This is a genomic window from Gordonia sp. YC-XJ4, assembly GCF_059511865.1.
This window is the reverse complement of the sequence record NZ_CM183447.1, coordinates 5,929,956-5,946,006: the sequence shown is the minus strand read 5'-3', so window position 1 is coordinate 5,946,006 and position 16,051 is coordinate 5,929,956. Positions and strand designations below refer to the sequence as shown.

The 16,051-nt window shown below is 65.9% G+C and carries 17 protein-coding genes and 1 pseudogene; 9 read left to right on the top strand and 9 right to left on the bottom strand.

All coding sequences use genetic code 11. The features are described from left to right. Window positions 1–39 precede the first annotated feature (39 nt). Window positions 40–990: an amidohydrolase family protein gene (locus tag AC5ZH6_RS26665; RefSeq protein WP_265077158.1), complete on the bottom strand. Its 951-nt coding sequence runs from the start codon at window positions 988–990 to the stop codon at window positions 40–42. After that, the gene (locus tag AC5ZH6_RS26660) at window positions 987–2,219 is read right to left on the bottom strand and encodes an amidohydrolase family protein (protein ID WP_496168021.1); all 1,233 of its coding nucleotides are present in this window, start codon (window positions 2,217–2,219) and stop codon (window positions 987–989) included. The genes AC5ZH6_RS26665 and AC5ZH6_RS26660 overlap by 4 nt, the downstream gene beginning before the upstream one ends. Before the next feature lie 162 nt (window positions 2,220–2,381). Here AC5ZH6_RS26660 and AC5ZH6_RS26655 point away from each other — a divergent pair, with 162 nt between their 5' ends. Next, on the top strand, window positions 2,382–2,861 hold the full coding sequence (locus AC5ZH6_RS26655) for a MarR family winged helix-turn-helix transcriptional regulator (RefSeq protein WP_006368800.1): 480 nt from the start codon (window positions 2,382–2,384) through the stop codon (window positions 2,859–2,861). Between the two features lie 34 nt (window positions 2,862–2,895). Then, a complete protein-coding gene (locus tag AC5ZH6_RS26650) occupies window positions 2,896–3,384 on the top strand; it encodes a hypothetical protein (RefSeq protein WP_006368799.1) in 489 nt (162 codons plus the stop codon). Here AC5ZH6_RS26650 and AC5ZH6_RS26645 read toward each other — a convergent pair. Further along, window positions 3,381–4,016, bottom strand: coding sequence for a TetR/AcrR family transcriptional regulator (locus AC5ZH6_RS26645; protein ID WP_026920464.1), 636 nt, complete (start codon window positions 4,014–4,016; stop codon window positions 3,381–3,383). The two genes, AC5ZH6_RS26650 and AC5ZH6_RS26645, sit on opposite strands and share 4 nt — an antisense overlap. Before the next feature lie 141 nt (window positions 4,017–4,157). On the opposite strand from AC5ZH6_RS26645, the gene AC5ZH6_RS26640 reads away from it, so the two are divergent. The 3 genes from AC5ZH6_RS26640 to AC5ZH6_RS26630 are packed head-to-tail and all read left to right on the top strand — an operon-like array spanning window position 4,158 to window position 7,269. Next, a complete protein-coding gene (locus tag AC5ZH6_RS26640; protein WP_006368797.1) occupies window positions 4,158–4,904 on the top strand; it encodes a hypothetical protein in 747 nt (248 codons plus the stop codon). Then, entirely contained in the window at window positions 4,901–6,412 is a 1,512-nt protein-coding gene (locus AC5ZH6_RS26635) for a flavin-containing monooxygenase (protein WP_020173071.1), read from the top strand. Before AC5ZH6_RS26640 ends, AC5ZH6_RS26635 begins: the two co-directional genes overlap by 4 nt. Then, complete coding sequence (locus AC5ZH6_RS26630; RefSeq protein ID WP_006368795.1) at window positions 6,409–7,269, top strand: short-chain dehydrogenase/reductase; 861 nt, start codon at window positions 6,409–6,411, stop codon at window positions 7,267–7,269. The genes AC5ZH6_RS26635 and AC5ZH6_RS26630 overlap by 4 nt, the downstream gene beginning before the upstream one ends. A gap of 14 nt (window positions 7,270–7,283) precedes the next feature. Here AC5ZH6_RS26630 and AC5ZH6_RS26625 read toward each other — a convergent pair whose 3' ends face one another. After that, complete coding sequence (locus AC5ZH6_RS26625; protein WP_006368794.1) at window positions 7,284–8,213, bottom strand: LysR family transcriptional regulator; 930 nt, start codon at window positions 8,211–8,213, stop codon at window positions 7,284–7,286. Between the two features lie 37 nt (window positions 8,214–8,250). Between AC5ZH6_RS26625 and AC5ZH6_RS26620 the strand changes: the two are divergent. Then, window positions 8,251–9,057, top strand: a pseudogene (locus tag AC5ZH6_RS26620) (EamA family transporter); the annotation flags it as partial. On the opposite strand, the gene AC5ZH6_RS26615 reads toward AC5ZH6_RS26620, so the two are convergent. Beyond that, a complete protein-coding gene (locus AC5ZH6_RS26615) occupies window positions 8,968–9,714 on the bottom strand; it encodes an EamA family transporter (RefSeq protein WP_231387078.1) in 747 nt (248 codons plus the stop codon). The pseudogene AC5ZH6_RS26620 and the gene AC5ZH6_RS26615 overlap by 90 nt on opposite strands. 305 nt (window positions 9,715–10,019) lie before the next feature. Here AC5ZH6_RS26615 and AC5ZH6_RS26610 point away from each other — a divergent pair, with 305 nt between their 5' ends. After that, a complete protein-coding gene (locus AC5ZH6_RS26610) occupies window positions 10,020–10,877 on the top strand; it encodes a LysR family transcriptional regulator (protein WP_035727335.1) in 858 nt (285 codons plus the stop codon). 59 nt (window positions 10,878–10,936) lie between these two features. Here AC5ZH6_RS26610 and AC5ZH6_RS26605 read toward each other — a convergent pair whose 3' ends face one another. Further along, on the bottom strand, window positions 10,937–11,749 hold the full coding sequence (locus AC5ZH6_RS26605) for a DUF1206 domain-containing protein (protein ID WP_006368791.1): 813 nt from the start codon (window positions 11,747–11,749) through the stop codon (window positions 10,937–10,939). 100 nt (window positions 11,750–11,849) lie between these two features. Here AC5ZH6_RS26605 and AC5ZH6_RS26600 point away from each other — a divergent pair, with 100 nt between their 5' ends. Next, window positions 11,850–12,005, top strand: coding sequence for a DUF6131 family protein (locus AC5ZH6_RS26600; protein WP_006368790.1), 156 nt, complete (start codon window positions 11,850–11,852; stop codon window positions 12,003–12,005). Window positions 12,006–12,037: 32 nt separating this feature from the next. Here the strand turns inward: AC5ZH6_RS26600 and AC5ZH6_RS26595 are convergent, their stop codons facing one another. Together AC5ZH6_RS26595 and AC5ZH6_RS26590 are read right to left on the bottom strand one after the other, a co-directional pair. Beyond that, window positions 12,038–12,331 carry a YiaA/YiaB family inner membrane protein gene (locus AC5ZH6_RS26595; RefSeq protein ID WP_035727355.1) on the bottom strand — a complete coding sequence of 98 codons (294 nt, stop codon included), beginning with the start codon at window positions 12,329–12,331 and terminating at the stop codon, window positions 12,038–12,040. A gap of 78 nt (window positions 12,332–12,409) precedes the next feature. Beyond that, on the bottom strand, window positions 12,410–13,750 hold the full coding sequence (locus tag AC5ZH6_RS26590) for a flavin monoamine oxidase family protein (protein WP_006368788.1): 1,341 nt from the start codon (window positions 13,748–13,750) through the stop codon (window positions 12,410–12,412). Window positions 13,751–13,831: 81 nt separating this feature from the next. Here AC5ZH6_RS26590 and AC5ZH6_RS26585 point away from each other — a divergent pair, with 81 nt between their 5' ends. Beyond that, on the top strand, window positions 13,832–14,395 hold the full coding sequence (locus AC5ZH6_RS26585; RefSeq protein WP_006368787.1) for an HD domain-containing protein: 564 nt from the start codon (window positions 13,832–13,834) through the stop codon (window positions 14,393–14,395). A 72-nt stretch (window positions 14,396–14,467) separates the two neighbouring features. Here the strand turns inward: AC5ZH6_RS26585 and AC5ZH6_RS26580 are convergent, their stop codons facing one another. Continuing rightward, complete coding sequence (locus AC5ZH6_RS26580) at window positions 14,468–16,045, bottom strand: GTPase (RefSeq protein WP_006368786.1); 1,578 nt, start codon at window positions 16,043–16,045, stop codon at window positions 14,468–14,470. Window positions 16,046–16,051 lie beyond the last annotated feature (6 nt).

Here is a 16,051-nt window from a genome sequence, read left to right as displayed (position 1 = left end):
TGTCGAGTGAGCTCGGTCTCATGAGGTGGCAGCTATGTATCAGCCGAAGCGGCCCAACAGTTTTGCCGTGTTGTCGTGCTCGATGGCGCGTAGTTCATCGACGGTGAGGCCTGCGTTGACCAGTTGGTCGATGGTGCGGCCGACGGTGGGTTCGGGTGCGGCCGGCCAGTCGGTGCCGAAGAGGATGTGACTGATGTCGGTGACCTGCAGGGTGGGTAGCAGCGAGACGGGAGCGCCGGCCATCGCGGTGTCGTAATACAGCCGGGCGAGCACGTCGGCGACGTGTTGTGGCGTGATCGGGGTGTCGTCGGGACCGATGGCAACGGTGGTGTGTTCGCCGATGCGCCAGGAGAGGCTGGGCAGTGGTCCGCCGCAGTGCGGCAGGATGAGCACCAGGTTCGGATAGCGGTGGAAGACGCCGGTGTAGAGCGCGTTGACGATGTTGCGTGCGGTGTCGAACGGGAACTCGATGACCGAGCGTGGTCGTCCGAGCGCGAGGTCGGCGGCGTGTGCGCAGTCGGTGGGATGGATGAACACCGGGGTGCGCCGCTGATTGAGTTCGGCGAGAACGGGTTCCATGAAATCTGAGCCGAGATAGTGGCCGCCGATATTCGAGTTCAGAGCGATACCGTCGAGGTGCAGCGTGTCGAGTGCGTAGCCGATTTCGTCGAGCATGTCATCGGCACCGGTGCCGAGTAGCACGGCGAACGCCCCGAACCGGCCCGAGTGGGCGGCGATCAGATCCGCGTAGTCCTCGTTAACCTGCCGGGCGAAGCGGGTGGGGAAGCCCGGGTCGTCGGGTGCCGCCATCGGGGTGAACGGTAGCGACAGGATCTGGGCGGCGATGTCGAACTTGGTCATCACATCCAGCGCGGTGTCGGCGGTCCAGCGGTCCGGGCCACCGGGACCCCGACCGGCGATCAGGTCGGCGACGGCGCCGCCGAAGTAGTGGGCGTGGACGTCGATTCTCCCGACGGCGGCCACCCTCACGATCCCAGTCGGGTGCCGCGCCGCCAGATCTCGCGGGTGTTGAGGGTCGCGGTGATGTCGGAGGTCGGGTCGCCGTCGACCAGGAGCAGGTCGGCGCGCAGCCCTGGTGCGATCCGCCCTCGATCCTCGAGGCCGAATCGTCGGGCCGGGATACTGGTGGCGGTCCGCAGGGCTTCGACCGGGGTCAGGCCCGCGCGGACGAGGTACTGCAGTTCGTGGTGCACGCTGGCGCCGTGAGCCAATCCGCCCATGAACGGTAGGGGCACGGAAACATCTGTGCCGCACAGGATGTCGACGCCACGGTCATGCAGTGCCTTCACCGAGGCGAGGACGTCGTCGAGGCTGCCCTGGGGATAGTGGTTGAAGCTGGAGCGCAGAGTGGTCATCCAGTCCTCGTCGAGGCGCGAGGCGACCCGTGGGTCGTCGGCGAGTTCGGCGCCGGTGATGCCCATCATCGAGGCGTTGAGGACGACGCAGGGGGTGACGAACACCCCGGATTCGACGATGCGGTCGATGATCTCGTCGGTGTGCGGTTGGTCCATGAACAGATGCGCGAGTCCGCCGATCCCGGCGTCGAGGGCCATCCGGGTGCTATCAATCGTCAATGCGTGTGCGACGGTGAGCATTCCGCATCGGGCGGCCTCGGCGACGCCCGCGTCGAGGGTGGCCTGATCGAGCATGGGGATACCGGGATGGCCTTCGACGCTGCCGTCGTCGACCATGAACTTGATGTAGTCCGAACCGGTGTCGATCAGCTGCGGGATGTAGGCGATCGCCTCCTGCGGGGTGCTCACGAAGGGGCGCACCGGCGCGGGACCGGGGGGTGGGCCGCCCTGCCCGGGCGGCGGACCGGGCTGGAAGCCCTCGGGGAACAGCTCGCTGGGGTGACCGCCGGGCGGAGTCAGCCCGAACCCGGCCGAGCGTACATCGGCCAGCCGGTCGTCGCGGCCGATACCGGCCTGCTTCTCGCCGATATTCGTGCCTTGCATCTCCAATTCGGTTGTCACACCGAAGGTCAGCGCCAATGCCAGCGCGGATTCGCTGGTGTGGACGTGGGCGTCGAACAGGCCGGGCAGCACGGTGGCACCGGTCGCGTCGTAGACCTGCGCGCCCTCGGGGATCTCACCTCCCACCGCGGTGATCTCGGTGCCGTCGACGACCAGTGTGGTGGCCTCGAGCACGTCGGTTCCGTCGAAGATTCGGGCGTTGATGATTGCTGTGGTGGTCATGCGTTCCGCCTTCCGCGGACAGGCCGGTGAGCGTATCCACTCACGGCGAGGTGACTGACCCTGCGGCAGATGCAAGCGATCGACAGATAGCTGCTATTTGCACATAATTGACGATAGCAGCGAAATGCTGATCGGCAACCGCATGCACTACAGTCATTTGTTGTGAGTGCCGCCGCGAGACCTGATCCCGACGCGGTACTCGACGAGGTCGGTGCCGCGTTCGCCCGATTGCGGAGGCGGACAGCGCTCTTCGACGTCGATCCGCCGGTCACCCGTCAGGATCTGGTGCGCAATCAGATCATCAACATCGTCGATGAAGCAGATGGTGAGGTAACCGTCGGGTATGTCGCCGACCAGATGAGTGTCGACTCGTCTCAGGCCAGCCGCATGGTCTCCGGGATGATCAAGGATGGCCTGTTGATTCGGCAGGCATCGCAACTCGACGGGCGGCGGACAATCATCGAACTGACCGACGCCGGGCGCGGACTGCGCGACCGATTCCGCAGCCAACACCGACAGGCATTCCTCGAGATCACCCACGAGTGGCCCGCCCAAAAACGCCGCGACTTCGCGGCCCTGCTCGTCGACTACGCCGACGCCTGCGTCGCCGCCACGAACCGGCGACGACCCGAACCGGAGTAGCCCCGCGAGCGCCGTCCAGACAAGGAGCCCTGACGTGGAAAACCCGATCATCGCAGCCCTCGGCGCACTGGGCGCATGGCTCTTGGTGGCCGGGCCGCTCTACCAAGCTGCTACCGAACTGCGTGACCAGGGATTGACCCAGCGCCGGGCATTGCCCGACACGATCGCCCCTTCTCAACCGATCTCCCCGTGGTGGTGGCTGATACCGCCGGTCGCCTACTGGCGGCACCACCGAGAACGCACCAGAATCAAACGCGAAGTGATCGGCGTGATGAGCACCGAGGAAGTCCAGCGCATGCTGGCATTCTCCAACACCGCCCTGGGGTGGTTGCTCGTCGCCGCGGGAGCCACCTGCATCGCGATCAAAGAAACGTGGGAATTCGTACATATCGCCGACTGGCCGCCAGTGATGACATGGGTGATCATCGTCCTTGCGGCGGCCGTCGCGGTGGGCAACGCTGCGATGCAGACGGCGCGTACGTCCCACATCCTTGCCGCCGCCGAGGACTCGCGAGACGACTAGGGCCGCGTATCGCGTAAACCCCCGAGCGCATACACGAGGTCCACGGCCGCATCGACCAGGCGGTCCGGTTCGACGTCGATGTGGCCATCGGTGTACTCCAGGTACAACGAGATCAGGGCGCCCGAGAGCGCCGTGGATCTGATCATCCAGTCCGCTTCGTCGCCGCCGGTAGCCTCGGCGACCTCCGGATGACCCTGTGCGAGAAGCTGAATGACGGCTCGGGTGAAGATGGGGATACGGGTGGCGCTGTGCGAGCGGAGCATGTCGTCGGCCAGGGGCTCGCGTAACAGGATGCGGGCGCGGCGCGGATCCTCCTCGAAGAAGTCGCGGATGATCTCGAACGATGAACGCACCGCATCGCGCAGGTCACCGGAACTGCTCACGTTTTGAAGGCGTTGCAGGAGTTGGTCTTCGACCCGGTCGTGAACGGCGAACAGTAGTTCTTCACGGGAGGCGAAGCTCTCGTAGAAGTAGCGAGGGCTCAGCTGCGCTGCGCGGACCACCGCGCGCATCGTCACGGCCACGGCGCCCCCATCGCCCAACAGGGCTTCGGCCGCCGAGAGGAGTGACTCCCGGCGGCTCGACGACCGGTCTTGTGGACTCTGGCCACCCCACACCTTGGACGTGTTCATGACCGCAATACTGCACCACACCTCGATGAGCCGGACCGAGTCGGCCCGCAATTGACATCACCCGATATCAGATGAATCATGTGATTCATGTTTGGTCGGGCTCAGGTGCTCGATCGATCCGACGGTGTCCAGGAGGTCGACATGTACGACGAACAAGAGTTCCAGAGATCCCTCGCCCAACCGCGTCTCTCGCGTCCGGTACCCGAGTACCTCGATTCGAACCGGGCAGTGCCGATCAGGGCCATTCCCGAAGCCGAGCTGATGGCGAGCACCCGGGAATGGTTCGACGCCTTCGCCACGAAGCTCGACTACCTGAGCAACGTCCACGACAAGGATCTGTCGTGGGTCATGACCTGGGCGAAGAAGTACTGGTGGAGTTTCCTGGTGCGGGACATGACCATCAACGACGAGCTGTACACCCAGGACATCCGGTACACCGACGTCACCACCTTCGGCCGGACCATCGTCGGCATCGACGAGTTCGTCAAGTACAACTTCGCATTCTTCGATGCCATCCCGGACTGGCGGTACGACCCCCTTCCCGACCAGGTGTACATCGACGTCACTCCCGAGGGCACCGTGCGGACGGTCATCCGCTACATGGGCAGCGGCCACTGGAGCGGTCCGCTCAGGCTGCACCCGTACGACGATTCCGCTCCGACCATCTACGGGAACGGCCGATTCATCCAGGCCCCCGCGGTCGACCGATACCACTTCAACGCCGACGGCCTCATGGAAGAGGGCGAGACCCTCTATGACTTTCTCGACGGCGTCCAGCGGGCGGGCATCCTTCCGCGTGACGACAGCTGGCAGTTTCGCGCCCTCATGGGCCTGTCCAAGGTGCCTGCGGTCACCCGAGGTCTCCGACAGAAACTCGCCCGACGATGACCGACCGCCGGCCCGAAGCGATCGACGGACCCGACCATCAGATCGTCGTCGTCGGAGCAGGTTTCGCCGGGATCGCGCTGGGGGCCTCGTTACGCAAAGCTGGGCTGCAGGATTTCGTGATACTCGAACGCGCCGAGGAACTCGGCGGAACATGGCGGGACAACGTGTATCCGGGGTGTGCGTGCGATGTGCCGTCGCACCTGTACAGCTATTCCTTTGCGCCCAACCCCGACTGGTCGAGGACCTACGGCACGCAACCGGAGATTCTCGAGTATCTGCAGACGGTTGCCGACCGCCATGGGGTGCTCGACCACATCGGCTACGACACGGAGCTTCTCCGGGCCGACTGGGACGACACGGGCTCCCTGTGGCGTCTCACCACCTCCCGGGGACCGATGACCGCCCGGTTCCTGATCACCTGCGCCGGCGTCTATGGAGAGGCGCGCTACCCCGCGATACCCGGACGGGAACGATTCGCCGGCAAGGCTTTTCATTCACTGCATTGGCCCACCGACTTCGACCCATCCGGGCAGCGGGTGGCGGTCATCGGTACCGGAGCCTCGGCCGTCCAATTCATCCCGGAGCTGCAACCGCACGTCGAGCACCTGGTGGTGTTCCAACGATCCGCCCCGTGGATCGTGCCACGGATGGACCGCACCACCAGCGCCGTCGAGAGATCACTCCTGCGCCGCGTCCCGGCCCTGCGCCGCCTGCTCCGCGCGATCTACTACCTGGCGATCGAGAGCTTCGGGCTCGTCGGCTTCGTCGACGCGCGGTTTCGATACCCCTTCGAGCTGCTCGGGCGGTTCCAGTTGCGCCGGCAGGTGCGCGATCGCACACTTCGGAGGATGCTGACCCCCGATTATGTCATCGGATGCAAACGGGCGATCTTCTCTGACAACTACCTCCCGGCGCTCACCCGAGACAACGTCGACGTCGTCACCGCCGGCATCGCCGAGATAACCGACAGCTCGGTGATCACACGCGACGGACACGAGCACCCCGTCGACGCCATCGTGTACGGGACGGGATTCCAGGTCCCGCCGGCGGTGTACGAGCGAATTCACGGCCTCGATGGACGCACCTACGCCGACGACTATCGGGAGTGTCCGCGCAGTTACTTGGGCGCCGCGACCGCCGGATACCCGAACTTCTTCACCACTCTCGGTGCATTCGGCGCGGTCGGCAACCAGTCGGCGATCTACATGATCGAGGCCCAATGCCGCTACATCGTCGACGCGCTCGGTCAGTTACGGGACCGCGGCGTCGTGCGGGTGGAGGTCCGCGCGGGTGCACAGGACGAGTTCGTCGACGAGATGAACCGGCGCAGTGAGCACACGGTGTGGCTGACCGGTGGGTGCGACACGAGCTATTACCACACCGCCGACGGTCGCAATGCCGGCCTGTATCCGGGATGGAGTTTCGAATATGCCCGTCGCACAGAGCACTTCGACGCTGCAGCCTTCGACGTCGGACCACGCAGTCCCATGGCGGAGCGTGCTTCATGAATCGCCTCGACCCGGCAGGCAAGGTCGTCGTCGTCACCGGCGCCGCACAGGGTATCGGCCGAGCAGTTGCCGCGCGGATGGTGCGTCTCGGGGCACGGGTTGCGCTCGTCGACCGCGACGCCGTCGGGGTGCATGCGGCCGCGAAAGATCTGGGCCCGAATGCGGTGGCCTATGCGGCAGACGTCCGGGACCGAGAATGCATGCGGCGGGTGATGCGTTCGGTGACAAAGCATTTCGGATCGATCGACGTGATCGTCGCGAATGCGGGGGTCAGTCCGACTCCGGCCACCGTCCGTGCGCTCGACGATGACGAGTTCGATCGGGTGATCGGTGTCAACATCACCGGCGTGTACAACACCGTCCGGCCGGCGCTCGATCAGATCGTCGCCGGCGGCGGCCACGTGGTCATCGTGTCGTCGGGGGCCTCGTTCGCGCCCGGAGCGGGTGGATCGCCGTACATGGTCAGCAAGGCCGCGGTCAGCCAGCTCGGCCGTGCTCTCCGCCTCGAGCTCGCTCCCCACGGAGCCTCCGCAGGTGTCGTCTACTTCGGGATAGTTGACACCGATATGACACACGACATGCTCGATTCCGACGAGTTGGGACGTCAGATCGGCGGACTGCTGCCGTGGCCGTTGAGTCGACGGATCTCAGCTGACGACGCGGCTCGGGTCATCGTCGGCAACGTCGTGCACCGGCACGGCGAATCGTTCGCGCCGGCCGGATGGCGAGCGCTCAAATGGGTTCACGGAGCAGCCAACCCGCTCCTGGATCGATATCTCGTGCGCTCGGCCACCATGCACCGGCTGCTGGCCGAAGTCGACCGCGGAGCCGATGCGGCCGGGCATCACACCTGGTGAGGTCAGTGGGTGATCTACGCGCGGAACAGTTCGACGCTCGGCACCTGCGGCCCACGTTCAGCAGCCGCCTGCGCCAACGCGTCTCGAAACGCACGTACGGCGGGATGGCCGGACCGGCCCGTGCGGACCGCGGTGAACAGACTCCGTTCCGGGTCGCCGGGTAGGGCGTAGAGCCGCAGTCGCGGGTCGTCGCCGGCGATCAACGCGGGAACGAAAGCGAGTGCGTGACCGTTGGCCACGAACCTCGAATGCAGCAGGGTGTCTGGGCCGTCGAACCGCACTCGCGGCTCGAAGCCGGCCGAACGACACACGGCGCGTGCCCATTCGCCGCTGTCGGTCCCCGCGGGTTCGAGTGCCCACGGGAGTTCGGCGAGTTCGGCAAGTCCGGACGGCTCCACCGCCAGCGGTCCCTGTGCCGGGACGGCGAGCAGGAGCCGATCGTGGATGAGGTCGGCGCGATCGGTGCCCGGCCGGACCGGTGAGGGCCGCCCGGGGAACTGTTCGCCGAGGATGAGATCGAAGGTGTGTGACAGCAATCCCCGATACGCGCCCTCGACCTCGCGCAGCGTCAGCTCCACCTGCAACGCGGGATGGCTGCGTTCGAGCAGCGTCAGCACCCGCGGGACGATCTCGGCCACCACCGACTGGAACGACGACACGCGCAGCACTCCGTGCACCGACGGCTGGGCCTGCGCGAGGTCGACCTCGGCGCGTTCGAGTTCGGCGAGGATCACCTCGGCGTGCGCGACGAGTGTCAGCGCCTGATCGGTGAGCCGGACACCTCGCCCGACTCGCTCGAGCAGGGCCACGCCCGCCTCGCGCTCGAGTAGCGACAGCTGTTGGGAGATGGCCGACGGTGTGTACGACAACGCCTCGGCGACCTGGGCCAGGGTGCCCCGTAGATGCAACTCCCGCAGGATGCGCAGGCGGCTGACGTTGAGCATCACCACCTCCAGAATTGTTCAGTTCTGCTAATGGTAGATGAGTAGAAACATTCGCTGGATTGATCAGCGCCGACGCGTGATCCTGGTAGTCATGCCGGTGCTGATGATCTTGGGTTCGTGCGTCTCGCTGCAGTTCGGCGCGGCGCTGGCCATCGGGATCGCGTTCCCCGCGCTCGGCGCCGCCGGGGTCACCACGCTGCGTCTGGGGCTTGCCGCAATCCTCCTGTTGATGATGGCGCGGCCGCGGGCATGGCGTTGGAGCGTCGGGCAGTGGCGATCGGTCGTGGCCTTCGGTGTCGCGCTGGCCGGGATGAACGGCACCTTCTACGAGGCCATCGCGCGGCTGCCCCTCGGCGTGGCGGTCTCCATCGAATTCCTGGGCCCACTGATCCTCGCCGCTGTGCTGTCACGACGACGCACCGACCTGGTGTGGGTCGGCCTGGCGCTGGCCGCGATGGTGCTCTTGGGAGTCGAGAGCATGACCGAGGCGGCGGGCCTCGATCCCCTCGGCGTCTTGTTCGCTGTGATCGCCGGCGCGTTCTGGGCTCTGTACATTCTCACCAGTGCGCGTGTGGGGCAACGAGTTCCGGGCTCCGGCGGATTGGCGATGGCACTGGTCGTCGCGACGGTGTGCGTCCTGCCGTTCGGCATGGGTGGCCTGACGGCCGGACACCTCGACACCACTGTCGCGCTCGCCGCTCTCGGCACGGCACTGCTGTCGTCGGTCATTCCGTACACCCTGGAGCTCGGGGCACTACGCCGTCTGCCGCGGCACGTGTTCGGAGTGCTGCTCAGCCTCGAACCGATCGTCGCCACCATCGCCGGCTGGGTGCTGCTCGGACAGGCGGCCGGTGCCCTGCGGCTGACGGCGATCGTCCTGGTGATCATCGCCAGCATCGGCACCACGGTGGGCGACAAGCGCGGCCGCGTTGCTCACGACGATGAGCCCGATCCCGATCCACTCGAGGCCCCCGAGTCGTTGACCGAGCACGATCACGCCGATCAGTGCGGCCCACACCGGGTTGATGCTCGTCAGAGTCCCGAACAGGTGCGCGGGAATCCAGCGCAGCGCAGTCAGGTCCGTCACGTACGGCACGATCGACGACAGCACGCCGCACAGTCCCGCGAGAACCAGCGCGGTGACGGTGGGCCGGTGGGTGAGCAGCCAACCGATGGCGATGGGCATCCACACACCCGCGGCGACGAGACCGGCCAGGGCGCTGCCCTGCACTCCGGGCACCAGACGGCCCACCGAGCGATTGAGCAGGATGTAACACGCCCATGAGAGCGCGGCGATCAGCGCGAACCCGATCCCGACGTAGTCGGTCGTCGGGCCGGGGCGGGTCAGTGTCACCACGCCGAGTGCCGCGGTCAGTGCACACCCGACCGACACCGTGCCGCGTGCTCCGCACACCGCGATGGTGAGCGGCCCGAGGAATTCCAGCGTCACCGCCAGACCGAGCCCGATACGGTCGACCGCCGAATACAGGCCGAGATTCATCACCCCGAACACTACGGCCAGACCGATGATCGGCAGCCATTGTCGGCGGGTCAGCCCGCGGACCCGCGGACGGATCGTTGCCATGAGGGCAACGGCGGTGACGATCTGCCGCACGGCGACCACCCCGACCGGGGTCAGCGTCGGAAAGGCCATGGCGCCCAGGGCGGCTCCGGTCTGATTGGATGCTGCGCTGCCCAGGACGAGTCCGATGCCGCGCGTCTGACGAGACATGTGCATACCTTGACGGTATGAGTGGCCGATACCGATGACCAGTGCATATATTGACGTAGGTATACGCTTTGGTCATGGAGTGGGACCTGCGTGAACTTCGTTTCTTCGTCACCGCTGCCGATGCCGGATCGTTCACCGAGGCGGCTGAGCGCCTGTACGTCTCACAGGCCGCGGTATCGCGAACCATCGCCTCCCTCGAACGTTCGGTGGGTGAGACGCTGTTGCGCAGGATTCCCCGCGGATGCGAACTCACCAGCACCGGCCGACAGGTGCTGCCGCACGCCCGTCGAGTACTCGCCGAGGCACAACGATTCACCCAGTTCCTCGACAGCCGCCACGCCATTCTCCGGCTCGGATATGCCTGGGCCGCATTGGGAAAGCACACCACGACGCTGCAACGCGAGTGGGCCCGACAGCACGAGAACACCGAACTCGAACTCGTGCGACACAATTCGGCAACCGGCGGACTCGCCGACGGGCTCTGCGACGTGGCCATCGTCCGGGTTCCCGTCGACGAGAAGCGGTTCGGATCGGCGATCGTCGGCCTCGAACGGCGGCTGGTGGCCTTCGCCACCGACGACCCGCAGTGGGCGCGCCGACGCAGTCTGACGATGGCCGAGGTAGCCACCCGCCCGGTACTCGTCGACACCCGGTCGGGCACCACCCACCGCGAACTGTGGGCCGGGACGGCACGCTCACCCGAGGTCGTCGAGATCCACGACGTCGAGGGCTGGCTCGACGCCATCGCCGCCGGCCGCGGCGTCGGCACCACGGCCGAATCCACGGCTCATCACCACGCGCGCGGTGACATCACTTACCGCCCCGTCAAGGACGGCCCACGGATCGCGGTCCGGCTGGCGTGGTGGCTCGATCACGAGCCGGCAGCGCTCGGTGACCTGATCACCACGACCACACGCCTCTATTCGACGTGATCAAGCCGCACTGTCACATCCGCGCGAAACGCACTGTCACCTCCGCGTGAAACGCACTGTCACATCCGCGCGAAACGCGCCATCACGAAGCAGTAGATGCCGTAGGCCGCCAACCCGAGACCGGCCAGGACGAGCAGAACCTGGCCGGCCGGCCATCCCGCGACCGTCTTGACCGCACCGTCGATACCGGTGGCCTTGGCCGGGTCGGCCGTCGCCGCCGCGATGATCACCAGCACGCCGGCGCCGGCGAGCACAAGTCCCTTGGCCGCATAACCGACGACGCCGGTCACCGTGAGCGCCGGGTTGTCGTCGATGGTGAGGTCGTCAAGGAACGACTTCGTGACGCCCTTGTAGATGTGATAGATACCGACGCCGATGATGACGAGTCCGACGATGATCAGAAGTCCTTTGCCGGCAACCGATTCCATCAGCCTGGCGCTCATCCCGGCGTTCTGGCTGCCACTGGACTGTCCATGGCCTGACGCGAATTGCGCTGCTGACCAAGCAAATCCGAGATAGACCACGGCCAGGGATGCGGCCTTGGCGCGATCGAGCCAGCCGTCGTCCTCACCGGGCTTCGGGTTGGCCGGATGCGGTCCGATGATCGTTTCGGCGATGCGCCACAACGCCATCGCGACGAAGGCGACGACCGCAGCCCACAACGCCATTCGCCCACCCGTCGACGACGCGAACAAACCCAACGCACCGGACTGATCGGCGTTTCCCGGATCGCCGAAGGCAAGTCGAACGACGATGTAGGCGATCAACAGATGCAACAACCCGCTCACCACGTGACCGGCGCGGGCCAGGGCCTCGAACTCGCCGCGCCCGGTCGCCTGCCGTACCGCGTCGGCCGGATTCTTGTCGATCATCTGCTGACTCCGTATACGTCGGGGTGCGGGAGGTCTAGGGTGGAAGGTGCTTGCAGCAGCGCCGAGCAGTCCTCATCCGCGTCATCTCGAGAGGCTTCTCATGATCATCCTCGGCGCCATCTGTCTGATCCTCGGACTCATCTTCGGTATCCCGATCCTATGGACCATCGGCATCATCCTGGTGGTGATCGGTCTGATCCTCGCGATCCTCGGTGCCACCGGCCGTGCGGTGGGCGGACGCGCCCACTACTTCTGACCGAGCCCGCGCCCCGAACTCCGAGACCCGAATCATGAAACCTTGCTGAAGGGATCGTGTTCGGCGATCAACTTGTCCACCCTCGCCTCGTCGAGTCGTGCCCGCACCGACGTCTGCTCCTGCCGGTCGCGCACCACCTTGGCGAGGGTGAACGTACTGGATGTGAGGAACAGCAAGGTGATTGCGAGAAAACCGCGCTGCCAGGCGTCGATCGGCAGATAGAAGACGCCGACGACGGCGGTCGCGAGGCTGACGCCGAAGGCGATCGCTGCCTGGAGGAAGAACGCTGCGGTGGTGGGGTTCTGGGGAATCTCTGAGGTTGCCATGCCGACAACGATCGCAACCGGTCCCGGTGGCGCCATGAGTAGATTCACGCGACCTTGCTGGGTGATTCGGCCAGGAGGTCACGTGCCCTTCTGCCACAACTCCTCGAGCGGCACCGGATGGCCGAGGATGTTGCCCACCGCCCGATGCCCCGACATCAGCGCTGCGGTCACCGTCGCCGGGTCGTCGGTCCACGTGGCCTCACCGGCGATGTGGAGCACGCCGTCGCCGACCGGGGTGGCGAGCACGTCGTGGTCGGCGGTCGTCGAGCCGACGGTCATATACGCATACGATCCCCGCGCGAACGGGTCGTCGCGCCACCGGGTGACGTCGACACGGATCGGTGTGCTCACGGCATCGCCGTAGATCTCGCGCAGTGCGTCGAGCACCGAATCGGCGATCCGACGGTCCGACCAGCCGCAGATCGCGCGGGCGCAGTCGGCGGCGGCAAAGGTCAGCAGCGTGGGCGTGCCGTGCAATGCGGACAGGTCGTAGAACGAATGCCACCAGCGACCGGCCGGCCCCTGCCGCCGGACCGCGTACACACCGTCATCCCAGAATCGGTGCTCGAAGCGTAGGAAGATCTTCTCGAAATCGTTCATCTCCAGCCGGTCGAGCGCACCGGCGAGTGGTTCGGGCAGCGGTGGATCGACGGTCAGATCACCCGACTTCAGCACCCCCACCGGCACGGTCAACACGACGTGATCGGCGGCGAACTCCCCGGCATCGGATGCCACGACGACACCCTCCGCCGACCACCGGACCCGCGTCACGATGTGGCCCAACCGCACGTCGAGCCCCTGCGCCAGCGCCGACGCCAGTCGGTCGTAGCCGTCGGGAAAGACCACCTCGTCGCCGAGGGTCTCGTCGTCGTCGAGACCGTGGGCATCGAGCTCGCCACTCTCCACGCCGTACTGCTCCTCGGTGCGGTGCGCCAAGAACTCCCGCACCCGCTCGGCGCGGCCGGGCGTCCAGTCGAGCCCGGCCAAGGTGTCCTCCACGGCGTCGCAGTAGGAGCGCCCCGGACCGGCCGAGCCGATGGCGTCCGACAGCAGCGCGTCGACGGTCTGTATGTCCTCGACGAACGCGGCGATCTGTGCGTCGCTCAGCCGGGAACCGTCGGGGCCGTAGTAGGCGGTCGGCCGACTCAGTGGCTGATAACTGCCCACGGTGAACTCGACGGTCCGCATACCGAACGCGCGGGCGGCGTCGAACAACGGGGCGTCGTCGATGCCGTGAATCCACGAGGCACCCCGATCGGTGACATATCCGTCGGAGCGGTCGGTGTGGGTGCGGCCACCGATCCGGTCGCGGGCCTCCAGCACGACGACGCTGTGGCCGTACCTGTGCAACAACCTGGCGGTGGTCAACCCGGCGACGCCGGCTCCGACGACGACGGTGTGTGGCGACGGTCGTGACATCTGACAGACGTTATCGTCCGGTGTGGGGCGTCGTGGCACAATCACACGTGCCGGGCCGTCGGGGGACGCGGAGGAGAGGTTGTGGACGACGAGAACGCGCTCACGGACGCGGCGCGAGAACTCGCAGCACGACTCCTGGCCTCTGATCCGAACCGGCTCCGCCACGTGACCCGCGTGGCCGCGCAGGCCACCCGGTATGCCCAAACCGTTGATCCGCGACGGCGCGATGCGTTGATCGCCGCCGCCTGGCTCCACGACATCGGCTACGTTCCCGCACTGCGCGACACCGGCTTTCATCCCGTCGACGGCGCACGGTATCTCCGCGCGCGGGGCTGGCCCGAAGAGGTGTGCGCTCTCGTCGCCCACCATTCCGGCGCGCGCTACATCGCGGCCGAACGCGGCATCGACGAAGCACTGAGCGACTTCACCTTCGTCGAGGACGAGGTGACCGACGCGCTGACGCTGGCCGACCAGACCTCCAGCCCGACCGGCCACGCCGTGATGGACGTCGAGGACCGGATGCGCGACATGCTGGACCGGCACGGCCCGGACTCGCCGCATCATCGCGCCCACCCGCACCGCGCACCGTACTTTCGCGCCGTACGCGAACGTGTGACGAGCCGGCTCGACGCCGGTGGTGCATAGCGCCGAATCCGCTCTAGCGCCGGGGCTTTGGGCGAGGGCGGACGTCGACGTCTGGTCGCTGATCGCCCCGGCCTACCGGCCCCACTCTCCGATCTGCTGCAGCGCACTGTCGATCTGGGCGATGCGGTCGGTGATGACCGGTAAGGTGCCGGCCTGTTCTCCGAAAGCCTCCTGCACTCTGTTGCGTGCGTGGTCGATTGTGATGGCCCACTGCTCATCAGCCTTCTGTTTGGTGAGCTGTGCATATTGCGAGAGCTGAGCCGCATACTGCGCTTTCGCGGCCGCCTTCGCACGCTCGTCATCGACGAAGCCGGCTACTTCCTGCAACAGCGGTAGTCCAGCCGCTGCGGCGGCAGCGTACTTGGGAGCGGACCACTCTGTGTCCGCGGGCAAAGCGGAACCGCGCGCCTTCAAGGTCTTCTGGCGGCTCAGCTTCGCGTAATCGGTCAGAGCACCGACAATCACCGGTCCCAGTCGTCCGGTGACCTTGGAGAAGATCGGGTCAGGACCCTGCGCCGCAGCGGTGGCGCCGACCGTTGCTTGTTGCAGAATGTCGGACAGATCTTGCCAATCGGGGCTGGCCTTCTCGGTTGTCTGGGCGAAGTCGACATCCTGCAGCAACAGATCGAGGCTCTGGGTCTGTTTCGCGTGCCACCGGTCCAGGACCTGAGTGAGAGCCGTGGTGACGGATGCCAGATCTGATTGGAGCTTCGTCAGGCGCGCAGACTCCTGATCGATCTCGCTGTCGAGCGCACTCGCCGCTGCTCTGCTGAGCGTGTTGAGTTGATCGTCCCAGAGTTCCAATTGCTTTGCGGCCCGGTCCGCTACGCCTTCCAGTGTCTTGAGATCTTGGCGCTCACCTGCGAGACCCTGGGCCACCTGCTTGGCAGCGATTGCCCAGAACCGTTTGACCGCAGCGTCTCTCAAGAAATCACGTCGGTCCTGTGTTATTGACGTCAGAGCGTCCTCCAGGGAAGCCATACCGTCCCACTCCCTGGACTCCTCCCAGGTGTCTGAATCGAGATCTCGATCAGGTCCACCGATCTGCTCAAAGTCCTGGGACACGACGAACACCGGAACACCAGGATCCAGTTTCAGGGAATCCCGAAGCTCGCGGGTCTTGCGTTCCGCGGCACCGCGGTACCCGTCGGGATCCGAGTCGAAAGGCACTCCAGCTTCGTCGAATCTGCCGATCACGAACCACAGCGTCCCCGGTGCCCATCCCACACTGATGAGATCGAGGAGGGCGTCGCGTTCGCCCGTCGCCAATTGAGGAGAGACCGTGATGACTGCGATATCCGTAGTGGTGACCGCATCGAACGCATCAGACGTGTTGGAGGTGGCGCGGGCATCATCTGCACCGATGGCCAGACCGGGTGTGTCCCGCACAATGTAGCCCCCGCAGTCAATCTGATTGACCGCAAACGTTTCGTGGCGCGCACTAATGGTCAACCACTCGGGAACGCTGACGCCACTATCGACGAGAATCCGTCGAATGAGACTACTCTTGCCCGTGTCGTATGACCCGAGGACAGTGACGATGGGCTTGGACTGTCTCGTGAACTCGGCAAGACCCTCGCGACACTTGGCCACGCTCTCGGCGTCTGATGACGAAAGAACCCATTGCTCAGCACTGTTGATGGTGGTCATTGTCGG